Annotated in this window: 17 protein-coding genes; 6 read left to right on the forward strand and 11 right to left on the reverse strand. The window is 58.9% G+C overall.

What is annotated here, in order from left to right:
• Positions 1–14 precede the first annotated feature (14 nt).
• The 5 genes from gatA (at position 15) to HKK55_RS20605 (ending at position 4,937) form a co-directional block, all read left to right on the forward strand.
• Positions 15–1,466 carry an Asp-tRNA(Asn)/Glu-tRNA(Gln) amidotransferase subunit GatA gene (gene gatA / locus HKK55_RS20585; protein ID WP_169356352.1) on the forward strand — a complete coding sequence of 484 codons (1,452 nt, stop codon included), beginning with the start codon at positions 15–17 and terminating at the stop codon, positions 1,464–1,466.
• A 10-nt stretch (positions 1,467–1,476) separates the two neighbouring features.
• Positions 1,477–2,922, forward strand: a complete 1,446-nt coding sequence (gatB, locus tag HKK55_RS20590) for an Asp-tRNA(Asn)/Glu-tRNA(Gln) amidotransferase subunit GatB (RefSeq protein WP_169356353.1) — start codon at positions 1,477–1,479, stop codon at positions 2,920–2,922.
• Between the two features lie 156 nt (positions 2,923–3,078).
• Positions 3,079–3,450: a septal ring lytic transglycosylase RlpA family protein gene (locus HKK55_RS20595; RefSeq protein ID WP_155583515.1), complete on the forward strand. Its 372-nt coding sequence runs from the start codon at positions 3,079–3,081 to the stop codon at positions 3,448–3,450.
• 60 nt (positions 3,451–3,510) lie between these two features.
• The gene (locus HKK55_RS20600; RefSeq protein WP_178128890.1) at positions 3,511–4,557 is read left to right on the forward strand and encodes a calcium/sodium antiporter; all 1,047 of its coding nucleotides are present in this window, start codon (positions 3,511–3,513) and stop codon (positions 4,555–4,557) included.
• Positions 4,554–4,937, forward strand: coding sequence for a carboxymuconolactone decarboxylase family protein (locus HKK55_RS20605; protein WP_169356354.1), 384 nt, complete (start codon positions 4,554–4,556; stop codon positions 4,935–4,937). Before HKK55_RS20600 ends, HKK55_RS20605 begins: the two co-directional genes overlap by 4 nt.
• A 90-nt stretch (positions 4,938–5,027) precedes the next feature.
• Here HKK55_RS20605 and HKK55_RS20610 read toward each other — a convergent pair whose 3' ends face one another.
• From HKK55_RS20610 to kdgD, 5 genes are all read right to left on the reverse strand, one after another.
• Positions 5,028–5,969, reverse strand: a complete 942-nt coding sequence (locus HKK55_RS20610) for an AEC family transporter (RefSeq protein ID WP_169356355.1) — start codon at positions 5,967–5,969, stop codon at positions 5,028–5,030.
• Positions 5,970–6,218: 249 nt separating this feature from the next.
• The gene (gene garD, locus HKK55_RS20615; protein WP_169356356.1) at positions 6,219–7,772 is read right to left on the reverse strand and encodes a galactarate dehydratase; all 1,554 of its coding nucleotides are present in this window, start codon (positions 7,770–7,772) and stop codon (positions 6,219–6,221) included.
• A 13-nt stretch (positions 7,773–7,785) separates the two neighbouring features.
• Positions 7,786–9,150: an MFS transporter gene (locus HKK55_RS20620; RefSeq protein WP_169356357.1), complete on the reverse strand. Its 1,365-nt coding sequence runs from the start codon at positions 9,148–9,150 to the stop codon at positions 7,786–7,788.
• A gap of 218 nt (positions 9,151–9,368) precedes the next feature.
• The gene (locus HKK55_RS20625; protein ID WP_169356358.1) at positions 9,369–10,814 is read right to left on the reverse strand and encodes an aldehyde dehydrogenase family protein; all 1,446 of its coding nucleotides are present in this window, start codon (positions 10,812–10,814) and stop codon (positions 9,369–9,371) included.
• 54 nt (positions 10,815–10,868) lie between these two features.
• Positions 10,869–11,780: a 5-dehydro-4-deoxyglucarate dehydratase gene (gene kdgD / locus HKK55_RS20630; protein WP_155583521.1), complete on the reverse strand. Its 912-nt coding sequence runs from the start codon at positions 11,778–11,780 to the stop codon at positions 10,869–10,871.
• Positions 11,781–12,027: 247 nt separating this feature from the next.
• Here kdgD and HKK55_RS20635 point away from each other — a divergent pair, with 247 nt between their 5' ends.
• Complete coding sequence (locus HKK55_RS20635; protein ID WP_169356359.1) at positions 12,028–13,179, forward strand: phospholipase; 1,152 nt, start codon at positions 12,028–12,030, stop codon at positions 13,177–13,179.
• A gap of 180 nt (positions 13,180–13,359) precedes the next feature.
• On the opposite strand, the gene HKK55_RS20640 is transcribed toward HKK55_RS20635, so the two are convergent.
• From HKK55_RS20640 to petA, 6 genes are all read right to left on the reverse strand, one after another.
• Positions 13,360–14,109 (reverse strand): FadR/GntR family transcriptional regulator, encoded by a 750-nt coding sequence (locus HKK55_RS20640; protein ID WP_169356360.1) that lies wholly within the window; start codon positions 14,107–14,109, stop codon positions 13,360–13,362.
• A 171-nt stretch (positions 14,110–14,280) separates the two neighbouring features.
• Positions 14,281–14,700: a ClpXP protease specificity-enhancing factor gene (locus HKK55_RS20645; protein ID WP_169356361.1), complete on the reverse strand. Its 420-nt coding sequence runs from the start codon at positions 14,698–14,700 to the stop codon at positions 14,281–14,283.
• 17 nt (positions 14,701–14,717) lie between these two features.
• Positions 14,718–15,335, reverse strand: a complete 618-nt coding sequence (locus HKK55_RS20650) for a glutathione S-transferase N-terminal domain-containing protein (RefSeq protein ID WP_155583525.1) — start codon at positions 15,333–15,335, stop codon at positions 14,718–14,720.
• 150 nt (positions 15,336–15,485) lie between these two features.
• Positions 15,486–16,265 (reverse strand): cytochrome c1, encoded by a 780-nt coding sequence (locus HKK55_RS20655; protein ID WP_169356362.1) that lies wholly within the window; start codon positions 16,263–16,265, stop codon positions 15,486–15,488.
• Positions 16,265–17,476: a cytochrome bc complex cytochrome b subunit gene (locus HKK55_RS20660; RefSeq protein WP_169356363.1), complete on the reverse strand. Its 1,212-nt coding sequence runs from the start codon at positions 17,474–17,476 to the stop codon at positions 16,265–16,267. Before HKK55_RS20660 ends, HKK55_RS20655 begins: the two co-directional genes overlap by 1 nt.
• Complete coding sequence (petA, locus tag HKK55_RS20665) at positions 17,476–18,072, reverse strand: ubiquinol-cytochrome c reductase iron-sulfur subunit (protein WP_155583528.1); 597 nt, start codon at positions 18,070–18,072, stop codon at positions 17,476–17,478. The genes HKK55_RS20660 and petA overlap by 1 nt, the downstream gene beginning before the upstream one ends.
• Positions 18,073–18,195: the final 123 nt, after the last annotated feature.

Raw genomic sequence — 18,195 nt, forward strand, 5'->3', positions numbered from 1 at the left:
GGAAAGAGCCTGCAATGCATCAATTGACTCTGGCCGAGATCGCCCGCGGTCTCGCCGATAAAAAGTTTTCTTCCGAAGAGCTGACCAAGACCCTGCTGGCACGTATTGCCGAGCTGGATCCCAAGGTCAACAGCTTCATCAGTCTCACCGAAGAACTGGCCCTGAGCCAGGCCAAGGCCGCCGACGCCCGCCGCGCCAACGGTGAGAACGGCGCCCTGTTGGGTGCGCCGATTGCCCACAAGGACCTGTTCTGCACCCAGGGCATTCGCACCAGTTGCGGCTCGAAGATGCTCGACAACTTCAAAGCGCCTTATGACGCCACCGTGGTCGCCAAGCTGGCCGCTGCCGGCGCCGTGACCCTGGGCAAGACCAACATGGACGAGTTCGCCATGGGCTCGGCCAACGAGTCGAGCTACTACGGCGCGGTGAAAAACCCGTGGAACCTTGCGCACGTGCCAGGTGGTTCGTCCGGTGGTTCGGCCGCTGCCGTTGCCGCGCGCTTCCTGCCAGCCGCCACCGCGACTGACACCGGCGGCTCGATCCGCCAACCAGCCGCCTTCACCAACCTCACCGGTTTGAAACCGACGTACGGTCGTGTTTCCCGTTGGGGCATGATTGCCTACGCCTCCAGTCTCGATCAGGGCGGCCCTTTGGCGCGCACGGCTGAAGACTGCGCAATATTGTTACAAGGCATGGCAGGCTTCGATCCACAAGACTCCACCAGCATTGATGAGCCGGTGCCGGATTACAGCGCCAGCCTCAACACCTCGCTCAAAGGCCTGCGCATTGGTGTGCCAAAAGAGTACTTCAGCGCCGGCCTCGACCCGCGTATTGCTGAACTGGTGCACAACAGCGTCAAGGAGCTGGAAAAGCTCGGCGCGGTGATCAAGGAAATCAGCCTGCCGAACAACCAGCACGCGATTCCGGCCTACTACGTGATCGCCCCGGCAGAAGCTTCCTCCAACCTGTCGCGGTTCGACGGCGTGCGCTTCGGCTACCGTTGTGAAGACCCGAAAGACCTGACCGACCTTTATAAGCGTTCCCGTGGCGAAGGCTTCGGCGCGGAAGTGCAACGTCGGATCATGGTCGGTGCCTACGCTCTGTCGGCCGGTTACTACGATGCGTACTACCTCAAGGCGCAAAAAATCCGTCGCCTGATCAAGAACGACTTCATGGCTGCCTTTAATGAAGTCGACGTCATCCTCGGCCCAACCACGCCGAACCCGGCCTGGAAGATTGGCGCCAAGACCGGCGACCCGATCGCCGAGTACCTGGAAGACCTGTACACCATCACCGCCAACCTCGCGGGTCTGCCGGGCTTGTCCATGCCGGCCGGTTTCGTCGATGGTCTGCCGGTTGGCGTGCAACTGCTCGCTCCGTATTTCCAGGAAGGCCGCCTGCTCAATGTGGCGCACCAGTACCAGTTGAACACTGACTGGCACACTCGCACCCCTACCGGCTTCTGAGGAGAACACTATGCAATGGGAAGTTGTGATCGGGCTGGAGATTCATACCCAGCTCGCCACCCAATCGAAGATTTTCTCCGGTAGCGCCACCACGTTCGGCTCCGAGCCCAACACTCAGGCCAGCCTGGTTGACCTGGGCATGCCCGGTGTATTGCCGGTGCTGAACCAGGAAGCAGTGCGCATGGCGGTGATGTTCGGCCTGGCGATTGACGCCGAGATCGGCCAACACAACGTGTTCGCCCGCAAGAACTACTTCTACCCGGACCTGCCCAAGGGTTACCAGATCAGCCAGATGGAATTGCCGATTGTCGGCAAGGGCTACCTGGATATCCCACTGGAAGACGGCACCATCAAACGTGTCGGCGTTACCCGTGCGCACTTGGAAGAAGATGCCGGCAAGAGCCTGCATGAAGAATTCAACGGTGCCACCGGCATCGACCTGAACCGCGCCGGCACCCCGCTGCTGGAAATCGTGTCCGAGCCGGACATGCGCAGCGCCAAGGAAGCGGTGGCTTACGTCAAGACGATCCACGCGCTGGTGCGTTACCTGGGCATCTGCGACGGCAACATGGCCGAAGGTTCTCTGCGTTGTGACTGCAACGTGTCGATCCGGCCAAAAGGCCAGGTCGAGTACGGCACCCGCTGTGAGATCAAGAACGTCAACTCGTTTCGTTTCATCGAGAAGGCGATCAACACCGAAGTGCGTCGCCAGATCGAACTGATCGAAGACGGCGGCAAGGTGATCCAGCAAACGCGCCTGTACGACCCGAACAAAGACGAAACCCGCGCCATGCGCAGCAAGGAGGAAGCCAACGACTACCGTTACTTCCCCGATCCGGACCTGTTGCCGGTGGTCATCGAGGATTCGTTTCTCACTGAAATCCGCGCCACCCTGCCGGAATTGCCACCGCAAAAACGCGAACGTTTCCAGGAACAGTTCGGCCTGTCGGTCTACGACGCCAGCGTTTTGGCCTCGAGCCGCGAGCAAGCCGACTACTTCGAAAAAGTCGTGAGCATCGCCGGCGACGCCAAACTGGCGGCCAACTGGGTCATGGTCGAACTGGGCAGCCTGTTGAACAAACAGGGCCTGGAAATCGACGAGGCACCCGTGTCGGCCGAGCAGTTGGGCGGCATGTTGCTGCGGATCAAGGACAACACCATCTCCGGCAAGATCGCCAAGACCGTGTTTGAAGCCATGGCCGCAGGCGAAGGCAGCAGCGATGAGATCATCGAGAAGCGCGGCCTTAAGCAAGTCACTGACAGCGGCGCCATTTCGGCGGTGCTCGACGAGATGCTCGCGGCCAATGCCGAACAGGTCGAACAATACCGAGCGGCGGATGAAGCCAAGCGCGGCAAGATGTTCGGCTTCTTTGTCGGCCAGGCCATGAAGGCCTCCAAAGGCAAAGCCAACCCGCAACAGGTCAACGAATTGCTGAAAAGCAAACTCGAAGGCTGATAGCGGTTGTCTCTCTGCAGGAACCCGCCTGTGTGGGAGCTGGCTTGCCTGCGATAGCATCACCTCGGTGCGTCTGAAAGACCGAGGCGCTTGCATCGCGGGCAAGCCCGGCTCCCACATGAGCGGGTTCCTGCATTAATTTCGGGGACACCTTTAATGAAGCGTCTACTCGGCCTCCTGGCCCTGTTCTCCTTGCTAACCGGCTGCGCCAGCGGGCTCATTGACCCCAACGGCTACGACGAAACCGGCACTGCGTCCTACTACGGCGCCAAACACCACGGCAAACGTACCGCCAGCGGTGAAGCCTTCAATCAGAACGGCCTGACCGCCGCTCATCGCCGCCTGCCCTTTGGTACGCGGGTCAAAGTCACCAACCTCAATAACGACAAAAGCGTCGTGGTCCGTATCAATGACCGTGGCCCCCACACCCGTGGACGCCTGATCGATCTTTCGCGCAAGGCCGCCGAGCAATTGGGTATGCTGCGCAGCGGGACCGCGCGCGTTCGTGTGCAAGCCCTGAGCAATTGACCGACGGGAGCCCTGACCATTTTCGGATTAACCGCCCTATCGCCCTTCAGTCTGATCGAGCTGATCAGTGGCCTGGTGTTGCTGATTCTCGGTGCCGAAGTGCTGGTGCGCGCTGCCATCCGCCTGGCTGCCAGCCTCAAGGTGCGACCACTTATCATCGGCTTGAGCATCGTCGCCTTTGGCAGCAGCGCGCCGCAGATGGCCGTCAGCCTGCAAGCCACCCTGACGGACAACACCGACATCGCCGTGGGCAGCGTAATCGGTAGCAGTATCTTCAATATCCTCGTCACCCTCGGCCTGTCGGCGTTGATCATTCCGTTACGGGTCTCACGCCAACTGGTGCGCCTGGATATCCCGGTGATGATCCTCGCCAGCCTGCTGGTGTTCGCACTCTCCGCCAACGAAATACTAACCCCGGTGGATGGCCTGCTCTTGCTGACCGCACTGGTGGCTTATCTTGGCTTGCTGCTATACCAGACGCGCCATTCCCGTCGCCCTCGCACCCGTGACACAGTGGTGCAGGCGCCATGGCTGAGCAGCGTGCTCTGCATGATTGCCGGCCTGCTGTTGCTGGTGTTTGCCGGGCACCTGTTGCTGGGGGCGGCGGTAGAAGTGGCCAGTGATCTGGGCCTGTCCGAGCGGGTTATCGGCCTGACCATCGTCGGTGTCAGCACCTCGCTACCTTGCCTGGCAACCTCACTGATCGCCGCTCTGCGAGGGGAACGTGAGATTGCCGTGGGTAATGTGATCGGCAGCAATCTGTTCAACCTGTTGGGCGTCCTGGGTTTTACCGCCCTGGTGGCGCCTTCGCCGCTGTCGGTATCGCCCAATGCCCTGGACTTCGACCTGCCGGTGATGCTCGGCGTCGCGGTCTTGTGCCTGCCGGTGTTTTATTCCGGTTACCGGATCACCCGGGCCGAAGGCTTGCTGTTTCTGGGGCTATACCTGGCCTACGGGCTGCATGTGATTTCGTTCACCACCGGTATGCCCCTGGCCAACAGGCTGGAACAACTGATGCTGTATTACGTCCTGCCAGCGCTGGTGGCTTTCCTGTTGTTCACCTCGCTGCGAGCCTGGCGCCGCCAACACAAGAGGGAATCGCAATGACCGATCAAAAAAAGCCCGGGGTTGAAATGCGTCGCCAGGTCATGGGCGATATGTTCGTCGATCGCGCCTTGGGGAATGCCACCGAGTTCACCCAGCCGCTGCAGGATTTCGTCAATGAGCATGCTTGGGGCAGCGTCTGGAATCGTGACGGCTTGCCGCTGAAAACCCGAAGCCTGATCACCCTCGCCGCCTTGACTGCGCTCAAGTGCCCGCAAGAGCTCAAAGGGCACGTGCGAGGTGCGTTGAACAACGGCTGCACTGTGGAGGAAATTCGCGAGGCGCTGCTGCATTGCGCGGTGTATGCCGGCGTGCCAGCAGCCATTGATGCATTCCGCGCCGCACAGGAAGTCATCGACAGCTACCAGAAAAGCCCCCTGTAGGAACGAGCTTGCTCGCGAAAAACCTTAGGGCACCGTGTTCATCCAGGACACACGCGTTATCGTTAACGCCTTTCGCGAGCAAGCTCGCTCCTACACCCAGCCACCCGCCTGCAACACAAAGATTCCGATATTCGTGGTCACTGCCGCCATCAGCGTGGTGATCACGATAATCGCCGCCGCCAGTTCATGATTGCCTTGCGCCGCGCGGGCCATGACGAAACTGGCTGCCGCCGTCGGAGCCCCGAAATACAGAAACAGAATCCCCAACTCCGGCCCACGGAACCCGCACAACCAGGCACCGAGAGTCGCCAGCACCGGCAAGCCAATCATCTTCACCAGGCTGGCGCTCAACGCCATGTCGCCGCTCTTGCGCAAGGCCGCCAATGACAATGTCCCGCCAATGCAGATCAAGGCCAGGGGCAAGGTCATGTCCGCCAGGTACTGCCCCGAAGCTTGCAGCCAGTTGGGCAAGCCAATCTGGAAATAAGCGAAGGGCGTCGCGGCAATCACGCTGATGATCAGCGGGTTGCTGATCACACTTTTGAAGATGCTCCACGGATCGGACTTAATCACCGGGCTGTACACCGCCAGCACAATGGTCGACAGCGTGTTGTAGAACAGGATCACCAGCGCTGCGAGAATCGCCCCGAGGGAAATCCCATAATCGCCATACATGCTGGCCGCCAGTGCCAGGCCGATCACCCCGTTGTTACCTCGAAATGCGCCCTGGGCGTAGATACCACGGTCTTCCCGTGGGCAGCGCCAGATCGCCCAACCCCAGGCCAGGGCAAAGCTCAGCAAGGTGGCGACGGAAAAATAGATCAGCAGCGCCGGCTTGAGCGCCGAGTGCAAGTCCGCATGAATAATTCCGAGAAACAGCAACGCCGGCATGGTGACGTTGAACACCAGGGCCGACGCGATGTGGATGAAGTTGTCGTTGATCCAGTTGATGCGTTTGAGCAGCACACCGAGAAACAGCATGGCGAACACTGGCGCAGTGATGTTCAGGGTCGCGAGGAAGATTGCCAGCATGCCGGGGGGAACCTTGGGTGAGCGTCGGTAAGTGGCAATGATAAGCCAGCAGGGGCAGGCTCGTCTGGTCGAACACCTCGAACAAGGAGATGGCTTTTGTAGCGAGGGGGCTTGTCCCCCGTTGGGCTGCGCAGCAGCCCCAATAAGATCGAAGCATTCCTTCAGGCAAAACCCGTTAGCTGGTTTAGGGCCGCTTCGCAGCCCAACGGGGGACAAGCCCCCTCGCCACAAAAGCATGCCCCACAATGTTCAGGTGATCGGCGCCGGATTGAACAACGTGATGTCATTGTGCAGTTTGTGCCGCTCAGCCCAGGTCTGCTTCTTGCCGCTGGCCACGTCCAGATAGAAGTGGAACAACTCCCAGCCCAGCTCCTCAATCGTCGCCCGCCCCGTCGCAATTCGCCCCGCATCGATGTCGATCAAATCCGGCCAGCGCTGAGCCAGTTCGGTCCGTGTCGAGACCTTCACCACCGGCGCCATCGCCAACCCATAGGGCGTGCCGCGACCAGTGGTGAATACATGCAGGTTCATCCCCGCTGCCAACTGCAAAGTACCGCAGACAAAATCACTGGCGGGCGTGGCGCAGAAGATCAGGCCCTTGTGCTTGAACCGCTCACCCGGGCCGAGTACGCCATTGATCGCGCTGCTACCCGACTTGACGATGGAGCCCAGGGATTTCTCAACTATGTTCGACAACCCGCCCTTCTTGTTCCCCGGCGTGGTATTGGCGCTGCGGTCAGCCTCGCCCTTGGCCAGGTAGCGGTCGTACCAGTCCATTTCCCGTACCAGTTCCTGAGCCACTTCCTTGCTCTGCGCGCGAGCAGTCAGCAGGTAGATGGCGTCACGGACTTCAGTCACTTCGGAAAACATCACCGTCGCGCCCGCCCGCAACAACAGGTCTGACGCATAACCCAACGCCGGGTTGGCGGTGATACCGGAAAACGCATCGCTACCGCCGCATTGCATGCCCAGGATCAGCTCCGAGGCGGGTACGGTTTCGCGCCGCCGCAGGTCGAGCTTCTTCAGTCGGGTTTCTGCCAGACCCATGATCTGTTCGATCATCTCGGCAAACCCGTGGCTGGAATCCTGAAGGCGATACAGCCAGGGTTCACTCAGATCCACAGAGCTGTCGTTGTCATGCATCACCTGCCCAGCCTGCAATTTCTCGCAGCCCAGGCTGATGACCAACGCCTCGCCACCCAGATTCGGGTTGCGTGCCAGGTTGCGCACCGTGCGGATCGGGATGTAGGCGTCGGTAGCAGTAATCGCCACCCCGCAGCCGTAGCTGTGGGTCAGCGCCACCACGTCGTCGACGTTCGGGTACTTGGGCAACAACTCGTTCTTGATGCGCTGGACCGCATGGTCCAGCACCCCGGTCACACATTGCACGGTGGTGGTGATGCCCAGAATATTGCGCGTGCCGACGGTGCCGTCGGCATTGCGGTAACCCTCGAAGGTGAAGCCCTCCAACGGTGCCTGAGCCTCGGGCACCTCTGTGGACAGCGGCAAGCTGTCCAGAGGCGGCGCGGTAGGCATGCGCAGTTGATCTTCCTTGACCCAACTGCCCCGGGGAATCGGTTGCAAGGCATAGCCAATGGTCTGTCCGTAGCGAACGATCTGCCCGCCTTCGGGAATATCTTCCAGCGTGACCTTGTGGCTCTGGGGGATGAAATCCACCGTCACCAGGCCGTCCGGGAATTCGGTCCCGGCAGGTACGCCCTGGTCGTTGACCACAATCACCACGTTATCCCGCTCGTGCAAACGGATGGAGCGTGGTGAGTCGGCATGTTCAATCAACTGCATGACGCGGGCCCCTTCAGGAATGCGCTTGGGAAAGTTTAGTCAGCTCAGGGCCTTTGGTCGGTGGTTCCTTGAGCACCACGCGCTTGATCGGACCGACGATCACCAAGTAGCTGAACACCGCCACCAGGGCATTCGCACCGACGAATACCAGCGCCCACTTGAACGAACCGGTGGTGCTGATGATGTAGCCGATCACAATCGGTGTAGTGATCGAAGCGATGTTGCCGAACATGTTGAACAAACCGCCGCTCAAACCAGCGATTTGTTTCGGTGAAGTGTCGGACACCACCGCCCAACCGAGTGCACCAACGCCTTTGCCAAAGAAGGCCAAGGCCATGAAGCCCACCACCATCCATTCGATGTCGACGTAGTTGCACGCCACGATGCTGCTGGAAATCAGCAGCCCACCAATGATCGGCGCCTTGCGAGCGAAGGTCAGCGAATGCCCTTTGCGCAGCAGGTAGTCGGAAATCACCCCGCCCAACACGCCACCGATAAAGCCGCAGATGGCCGGCAATGACGCAATGAAACCCGCCTTGAGGATGGTCATGCCGCGCTCCTGCACCAGGTACACCGGAAACCAGGTCAGGAAGAAATAGGTGATGCCGTTGATGCAGTACTGGCCCAGGTACACACCGAGCATCATGCGGTTGGTCAGCAACTGGCGGATGTAATCCCACTTCGGTCCATCGACTTTCTTACCCTTGCCCTTGTCTTGATCCATATCGACCATGCCACCGTTGTCGGCGATGTGCTGAAGCTCGGCGTCGTTGATCATCGGATGCTGGCGCGGGCTGTGGATAACTTTCAGCCAGATCAGCGAGAACACAATGCCGATACCCCCCATGACGACAAACACGTGCTGCCAGCCAAAGGTGTAGACGATCCAGCCCATCAACGGCGCGAACAGCACCGTGGCGAAGTACTGCGCCGAGTTGAAGATCGCCGACGCTGTGCCGCGCTCGGCCGTCGGAAACCAAGCAGCGACGATCCGCGCATTGCCGGGAAAGGATGGCGCTTCGGCCAGGCCCACCAGGAAGCGCAGCATGAACAGCGCGACGATGGCGGTTGAAAGGCCAAATTCACCGACATAGCCCTGCAGCACAGTGAACAGCGACCAGGTAAAGATGCTCAGCGCATAGATTTTCTTCGAGCCAAAACGGTCCAGCAGCCAGCCGCCAGGAATTTGCCCGGCCACGTAGGCCCAACCGAATGCAGAGAAGATATAACCGAGGGTGACCGCGTCGATGCCGAGGTCTTTTTGCAGGCTTGAGCCGGCGATGGCGATGGTGGCCCGGTCGGCGTAGTTGATCGTGGTCACCAGGAACAGCATGAGCAGGATCAAATAGCGGACGTGGGTCGGCTTGGTCGCTTGCATGTAGATGTACTCCCACTAATTATTTTTTTTGCGGGTAATCGTTTTGATGTTGCGTGCTGAGGCTCAGACCTGCCGGGATTTGCGTTATGTGGGAGCCGGGCTTGCCTGCGATTGCATCACCCAGGTGTTCCTGAAACACCGAGGTACCTGCATCGCGGGCAAGCCCGGCTCCCACATAAAGCAGCCCCTATCAGCCAGCGCCTACAAAGGTGTTGCTGTTACGAACCGATGTAGCTGGTTTTCACCACGGTGTAGAACTCTTGCGCATAGCGACCCTGCTCACGCGAACCATAGGATGAACCTTTACGGCCACCGAACGGAACGTGGTAATCCACGCCGGCAGTCGGCAGGTTGACCATCACCATCCCGGCCTGGGAGTGGCGCTTGAAGTGGTTGGCGTACTTCAATGATGTGGTGGCAATGCCTGCCGACAAACCGAACTCGGTGTCGTTGGCCATCGCCAGCGCAGCCTCGTAATCCGCCACGCGAACCACGTTGGCCACCGGGCCGAAGATTTCTTCACGACTGATACGCATGGTGGCTTCGCTGTCGGCAAACAGCGTCGGCGCCAGGTAGTAGCCCTCAGTGTCGCAAGTCACCAGGCCACCACCGCTCACCAGCCGCGCACCTTCGCTCTGGCCAATGTCGATGTATTTCAAGTCCTGATCCAACTGCGCCTGAGACACCACCGGGCCAATGTCGGTGCCGGTTTTAAGGGCATGGCCAACCTTGATCGATTTCATCCGTTCAGCCATGGCAGCGACGAACTGGTCGTGAATCCCGGCGGTGACAATCATGCGGCTGGACGCCGTACAACGCTGGCCGGTGGAATAGAACGCGCTCTGCACCGACAGCTCGACGGCCTGTTTGAGGTCGGCATCATCAAGAATGATCTGCGGGTTTTTGCCGCCCATTTCCAACTGCACTTTGGCTTGACGCGACACGCAACTGACAGCGATCTGCCGCCCAACACCCACGGAGCCGGTGAAGCTGATGCCGTCGACTTTCGGGCTGTTAACCATGGCATCGCCAACCACACGACCGCTGCCCATCACCAGGTTGAACACACCGGCGGGGAAACCGGCGCGGGAAATAATTTCCGCCAGAGCCCAGGCACAACCCGGAACCAACTCGGCAGGTTTGAGCACTACGCAATTGCCATAGGCCAACGCAGGGGCAATTTTCCAGGCCGGGATGGCAATCGGGAAGTTCCACGGGGTGATCAGGCCAACCACACCGAGGGCTTCACGGGTGACTTCGACATTGACGCCCGGACGAACCGACGGCAGGTAGTCGCCGGACAGACGCAGGCATTCACCGGCGAAGAACTTGAAGATATTACCGGCGCGAGTCACTTCGCCGATGGCTTCGGGCAGGGTCTTGCCCTCCTCCCGTGCCAGCAAGGTACCAAGCTCTTCGCGGCGGGCGAGGATTTCACTGCCGACTTTGTCCAGGGCGTCATGACGCGCCTGGATACCCGAGGTCGACCAGGCCGGGAACGCAGCGCGGGCAGCGTCGATGGCGGCGTGGACTTGAGCGAGGTCAGCCTTGGCGTAATCGCCAATGACATCAGACAACTCAGACGGGTTGATATTGGCCGAATAGTCGGCGCCAGCGACCCATTGGCCGCCGATGTAGTTGTCAAAACGTTTGGCTTGGGACACGAATCTTCTCCTGACGCAAAAAGCCGCTGATTGCTCAGCGGCTTTGGTGATGGGTTATTGCGCGCCTTGCTTGTCAATCAGCGCGGCCAGGGCTTCGTATTCTTCCGGCAGCAGATCGGTCAACGGCGTGCGCACGGGGCCGGCGTCGTACCCGACAATTTTCGCCCCGGCCTTGACGATGCTCACCGCGTAACCGGCCTTGCGGTTACGGATGTCCAAGTACGGCAGGAAGAAGTCATCGATGATCTTGCCGACGGTGGCGTGATCTTCACGGGCAATGGCGTGGTAGAAATCCATCGCGGTTTTCGGGATGAAGTTGAACACCGCCGAAGAGTACACCGGTACGCCCAAAGCCTTGTAGGCAGCGGCGTAAACCTCTGCAGTCGGCAAGCCACCCAGGTAGCTGAAACGGTCTCCAAGGCGACGGCGGATCGACACCATCAACTCAATGTCACCCAAGCCGTCCTTGTAACCGATCAGGTTCGGGCAACGCTCGGCCAGGCGCTCCAACAGCGGCGCGGTCAGGCGGCAAACGTTGCGGTTGTAGACCACCACGCCGATTTTTACCGATTTGCACACGGCTTCAACGTGGGCGGCGACGCCGTCCTGGCTGGCTTCGGTCAGGTAGTGCGGCAGCAGCAACAGGCCCTTGGCGCCAAGGCGCTCGGCTTCTTGGGCGTATTCGATGGCCTGGCGGGTCGAACCGCCGACACCGGCGAGGATTGGCACGCTGGTGGCACAGGTATCAACGGCGGTTTTCACCACCTGGGAATATTCACTGGCCGCCAGGGAGAAGAACTCACCGGTGCCGCCGGCGGCAAATAAGGCGGTGGCGCCATAAGGGGCCAGCCATTCCAGGCGCTTGATGTAACCCGCCTGATGGAAATCGCCTTGGGCGTTGAAATCGGTCACAGGGAAAGACAGCAGACCGGAGGAGAGGATGGACTTCAGTTCTTGTGGATTCATTATTCGAACACCCTGGGCAAAGACTATCTGTTGAGAGATTGCTGATGGTTATTTGTTAATGTCGTACGTCATCGTACAACTATAAAAGTATTCGTCAACTGCAATTCATCAGGCTCACGGGCAGACCGGGTTTTGGCGGCGTCTAAAACGGGCTTCTTGACGTAGGAATTTATTCCTCTATGATCCAGACAGCTGTATATACATACAGTTATTAAGGAAGAGTCCTACGACATAGCAAGGAGCTAACATGTCAGTACTTGAATCGGTAACACGCTCGAAAAATCCGTCCCTACGTTTTGAAGGTGGCGAACACACCGCCATCGGCGACGACACTCTGCTGCGTTTCGCCAAGGACGCACCGGCGATCCCCGCCCGAGAAGTTGAGTTGCATCTGCCCAATGGTCTCGCCCTGCGGTACGGCCAGATCATCTCCCTGGGCGGTGATTTCTACGGCATCCCTGGCCAGGCCATCAGCGATGGCGCATCGGCAACCGACCGCGTGCAACGGTTTACTGCGGCCTTCAACTCCCTGGCAGTCCTGCCCGCCGCACGCGAGGAAGCAGGCAAGATCCTGGCGGTCATGCAAAAGGAGATCAATGCGGTCAACCAGGCTATCAAGGACGGCAAGCAGCCCCATGAGGCTTACGATGCGCTCGGAGATACTTTGTCCGAAGAGTGGAACCGGATTACCGGTGGTGGCAGTGCCGTGTCGGCAATGGTTCCGCTGGGGCGTTACCTGAAACTGGCGGCGGACAACGCTGACCATTTCGGCGAATGGGCGTTGTCAGCTTATTTGGCAGGCCATACGGCGGCACTGCAACAAGCCGTCGTGGCGCATCAAAGTGGTACCGACCAGGCGTTGGAATTGGCTTATGCCATGAACAGCTTTGCGGATCACTTTTTGACCGACCTGTTTTCCGCCGGCCACCTGCGCGTACCGCGCAAGCAACTGGCAGCCGTGGTGACACCGGGTGAGTTGGGGTCGCTGATCAGCCGCTTCATGCACGACGAAGACAGCAAGTTCGGACTCAACGTGCGCAATGCCCTGGGTGATGAATGGCACGCCTACGGTGATAAACGCTATTTCGATACCAATGACGCTGCCAATCGGGCCCAGGTTAAACGCGCGGTGCAGGCGTCGGCAGATGAGATCTTCGAGACGTTTACCAGTGGCATCGCGCCCTCCCCGGCCAACTTCAAGGCACCACTTTATGTGCCGGATTTGAATGCCGCGAACAACCCGAGCAATAACTTCTCGCCGCTGTTCAAGGCCGAGGGTGACAAAGTGCTACGCCGCACAGACGTCAACAACCTCAATGACAAGCACTGGACCAACGATTGGTGGGGTTGGAGCACGTATCTGTTGCTCAAGGACTACAAGCCAAATCAACCCACCTGAAGCACATGAGTTAAGCCTGGAGCCTTAACCTGTGGCGAGGGAGCTTGCTCCCGTTGGACTGCACAGCAGCCCCAAGAAAAATACTGGGTTCTTTCAAACAGAACTCGGGAGAATAGATTTGGGGCCGCTGCGCGGCCCAACGGGAGCAAGCTCCCTCGCCACAATAAGCGTTCATGGCATTCAGCCCCGCTGCGCCTCTGCCTCTTCATGAGCATGACGCAACCGCTCACGACTGTTGGTCAGGTGCAACCGCATCGCCGCTCGTGCCGCATCCGAATCCTGACGGGCAATGGCGTCGTAGATTTCTTCGTGTTCGCGGCTCAGGCGGCTCATGTAGTGTTGCTGGTCATCATGAGCCAGGCGCGCGGAGTTCAAGCGAGTGCGCGGGATAATGCTGGTGCCCAAGTGGGTCATGATGTCGGTGAAATAGCGGTTGCCGGTGGACAAGGCAATCTGCAGGTGAAACTGAAAGTCCGATGCCACCGCATCACCGGCGTGGGCAGCGCTTTCGTTCAACGCATCCAGGGCGGCGCGCATGGCCGCCAACTGTTCGTCACTGCGGCGTTGGGCTGCCAGGCCGGCGGATTCCACTTCGAGGCTGATGCGCAGTTCCAGAATCGCCAGCACATCACGTAATGTCACCACCGTGGCCGGGTCGATCCGGAAACCGCTGGGGCTTGGCGTATCCAACACAAAGGTGCCGATGCCGTGACGGGTTTCCACCTGCCCTGCCGCCTGCAGCCTCGAGATGGCTTCACGTACCACGGTACGGCTGACGCCATGGGCATCCATGATCGCCGATTCGGTAGGCAATTTATCACCACGTTTGAGCTGACCGTCGCGGATCTGCTCGGACAGCACCGTGACCAATTCCTGGGCAAGGCTGCGACGCTTGCGGGGAAGACGAGGGGCGGCGCTGGAGTTTTCCATGATGAATCATCTATCTCGGCGAACTAAAGGGGCATCATAGCCCAAGCCGGTTGTACGATCACCGTTCTGTCAGCACTTTCATCTGCAACCTGCGGGCTTTTGCAGCGCGCAAAAAAATACCCCGGCAAAGCCGAGGCATTTTTCAACACTTGCCCGAAGGCTTGTGTCCTGTCACTTCACCACTTTCAGACTCGGACGACCGCTAGGACGCGGCGGCTCGGAATCAGGCGGCGGCACATCATTGTCATCTTCGAGCTCGATCGCGTCGTCGTCCTCAAGAGGCGACTCCAGATCAAACACCATGCCCTGGCCGTTCTCCCGGGCATAAATCCCCAGGATGGCGCCGATGGGCACGTACAGCGTATGCGGCACACCGCCGAAACGCCCTTCGAAACTGACCGCTTCATTGTCCATGTGCAGGTGTCTCACGGCACTGGGCGAAACGTTCAGGACGATCTGTCCGTCACTGGCAAAACCTTGTGGTACCTGCACAGCAGGAAACTCGGAATTGACCAGCATGTGCGGGGTGCAATCGTTGTCCACAATCCACTCATAGAGCGCGCGGACCAGATAAGGTCGACTGGAGTTCATCAGCGGCTCCTTAAGCCTTAGCGCATATCACGTTCGACACCAGACAGACTCGCCTGGAAAGCCTCACGCGCAAACTGGCGCTCCATGTAATCAAGCAGCGGCTTGGCAGGCCGCGGCAGTTCAATGCCCAGAATCGGCAAGCGCCAGAGTATGGGTAATAGGCAGCAATCCACCAGACTTTGTTCCTCGCTGAGGAAAAAAGGTTTGTCGGCAAATAACGGCGAAACACCCGTCAGGCTCTCACGCAATTCCTTGCGCGCCTGAACGCGAGCCGCTTCTTTGCTGCGCGAATCCAGGATCAAATCGACCAGGCCACACCAGTCACGCTGAATCCGATGGATCAGCAGACGGCTGTTGGCACGTGCCACCGGATACACCGGCAACAAAGGCGGATGCGGGTAACGCTCATCCAGATATTCCATCACCACGGTTGACTCCCACAGCGCCAGGTCACGATCAACCAGGGTGGGCAAGCTGCCGTAAGGGTTCACTTCGATCAGTTTCGGCGGGTGACGACCGGCCTCCACACTGATGATCTCTGCGCTGACACCCTTCTCTGCGAGCACGATGCGTACTCGGTGGGAATAGTGGTCGGCGGGGTCGGAGTAACAGGCCAACCGATTGGTCACGCCCATGGCGGTCCTCCTCGCTTGTTGAAATTATTGAAACGCTCAAAAACGAGCGCGCCCAGAGAGCATCTCCGTAACGCCTGGATCAACCAGACCGTTACCTGTTCAGAGATGCCGCTGGGCGCGCAAGATTAACAGCAATTGCTTACGGTTGGATCAATGCACGTCCTTCCAGTATTCGCGTTTGAGTAAATATGCGAACACGAAGAAGAAGGCCAGGTACAGCAACACATAGGTACCAATGCGCTGATGCTGCAGCTTCACTGGGTTGGCCGAATAGGCCAGGAAGGTCACCAGGTTCTTGACCTTCTCATCAAACTGCTCTTCGTTCAACGCACCGGTTTTTGGCATTATGGTCAGTTGATCGCACGCTTCATGAGTCAGCGGCGTACCGGTCAACGGGTCATATTGCTTCTTGCCGTCTTCAACGATCTGAACCTGCTTGCATCCTACCACTTGGCGACCCTGCAGGCCGACCAGAACGTTAGGCATACCGACATTCGGGAACACCTTGTTGTTCACGCCGTACGGGCGCGACGGGTCTTCATAGAAGGATCTCAGGTAGCCGTAGAGCCAATCGGTGCCACGAACGCGCGCCACCAGGGTCAGGTCCGGCGGTGCCGCCCCGAACCAGGTCTTGGCATCGGCAGGTTGCATACCGATGTTCATGTGGTCTCCGATCTTGGCGCCGGTGAACACCAGGTTCTTGAGCATCACGTCATGGGGAATGCCCAAATCATCGGCAACCCGCTCGTAACGCTGGAACTTGGCGCTGTGGCAGCCCATGCAGTAGTTGGCGAACGTACGTGCGCCATCTTGCATCGCAGCCTTGTCAGATACGTCGATATCGACTTTTTCCAGGTCCGGGCCATGCTCGGCCGCGAAGGACAGTATCGGCAGGGCCGCAAGAATCAATGCAACGAATAATTTTTTCATCAGCCAGTCACCCTTTCCGGAACCGGTTTGGTCTTCTCGAGCCTGGTGTAGAACGGCATCAGAATGAAGTAGGCGAAGTACAGGAACGTGCAGACCTGCGACAGCAGCGTACGCTCAGGGGTCGGCGCCAATACGCCCAGTACGCCCAGGATCACGAACGAAATGCAGAACACCCACAGCCAGATCTTGCTCATCCAGCCCTTGTAGCGCATGGATTTGACCGGACTACGGTCGAGCCATGGCAGGACGAACAGCACGGCGATGGCCGCGCCCATGGCGATAACGCCCATGAGTTTGTCGGGAATCGCCCGCAAAATGGCGTAGAACGGAGTGAAGTACCAGACCGGGGCAATGTGTTCCGGGGTCTTGAAGGCGTTCGCTTGTTCGAAGTTCGGCTTCTCGAGGAAATAACCGCCCATCTCCGGGAAAAAGAACACGATCGAGCAAAAGATGAACAGGAACACCACCACGCCGACGATATCTTTCACGGTGTAGTACGGGTGGAAGGCAATGCCATCCAGCGGTACGCCGTTCTCGTCCTTGTGCTTCTTGATGTCCACGCCGTCCGGGTTGTTGGAGCCGACTTCGTGCAGCGCCAGGACGTGCAACACCACCAGGCCGAGAATCACGATCGGCAAGGCCACCACGTGCAAGGCGAAGAAGCGGTTCAGGGTAATACCGGAAATCAGGTAGTCACCACGAATCCACTGGGTCAGGTCGTTGCCGATGACAGGGATCGCACCGAACAGCGAGATGATCACCTGGGCGCCCCAGTAGGACATCTGGCCCCACGGCAGCAGGTAGCCCATGAAGGCCTCAGCCATCAGCGCCAGGTAGATCAGCATGCCGAACACCCACACCAGCTCGCGAGGCTTCTGGTACGAACCGTAGAGTAAGCCACGGAACATGTGCAGATAGACCACGATGAAGAACATCGAAGCGCCCACGGCATGAAGCAGACGCAAGATAGCGCCATGATTGACGTCGCGCATGATGCCTTCGACGGACGCAAAGGCCTCTTCCGCCGACGGGGTGTAGCTCATGGTCAGCCAGACACCGGTAACGATCTGGTTGACCAGCACCAGCAGTGCCAGGGAGCCAAAGAAGTAGAAGAAGTTGAAGTTCTTCGGGGCGTAATACTTGCTGAGATGGTCTTCCCACATCTTGGTGGCGGGGAAGCGTGCATCAACCCAATCCATGAACTTGCTCATCAGACTTTCTCCCCCTCGTCGACGCCAATGACAATGACACTGTCAGTCTCGTAGTGATGTGGCGGAACTGGCAGGTTCAAAGGCGCGGGTTGTGACTTGTAGACGCGGCCGGCCAGGTCGTAGTGGGAACCGTGGCACGGGCAGAAGTAGCCGCCGACCCAGTCCTTGCCCAAGTCCGCGGGCGCCACTTCCGGGCGGAAGGTGGGAGAGCAACCCAAGTGGGTGCAGATACCGATCAGCAGCAGAATCTCTGGCTTGATCGAGCGAATTTCCTTATCGACGTAAGCGGGTTGGTCGGAATTCTTCGAGTCGGGGTCAGACAACTGGCCTTCGATCTTCTTCAAATTTCCCAGGATTTCCTCAGTACGACGAACGATGAACACTGGCTGACCGCGCCATTCAGCAATCATTTGCTGGCCTGGATCGATCTTGCTGACATTCACCTTCACCGGTGCACCTGCGGCTTTCGCCTTGGCACTGGGAAACCATGACCCCACGAACGGGACCGCAGCCCCCACCGCTCCTGCAGCACCCACCACGGATGTGGCTGCTACCAAGAAGCGACGCCGGCCTGCATTCACGCCGTCATTGCTCATTCAGTCCTCTCCCATCAGCTTTGTGGCCTGTTAAATCAGGCGTCTACTAAGTGTTAAATCTGAACTTATAAAAATTTTGCCGAATGGTAATGAAAAGCCCCACCTCTGACAAGGTAATTACCC

This window comes from Pseudomonas sp. ADAK18, assembly GCF_012935695.1.
Taxonomy (GTDB): domain Bacteria; phylum Pseudomonadota; class Gammaproteobacteria; order Pseudomonadales; family Pseudomonadaceae; genus Aquipseudomonas.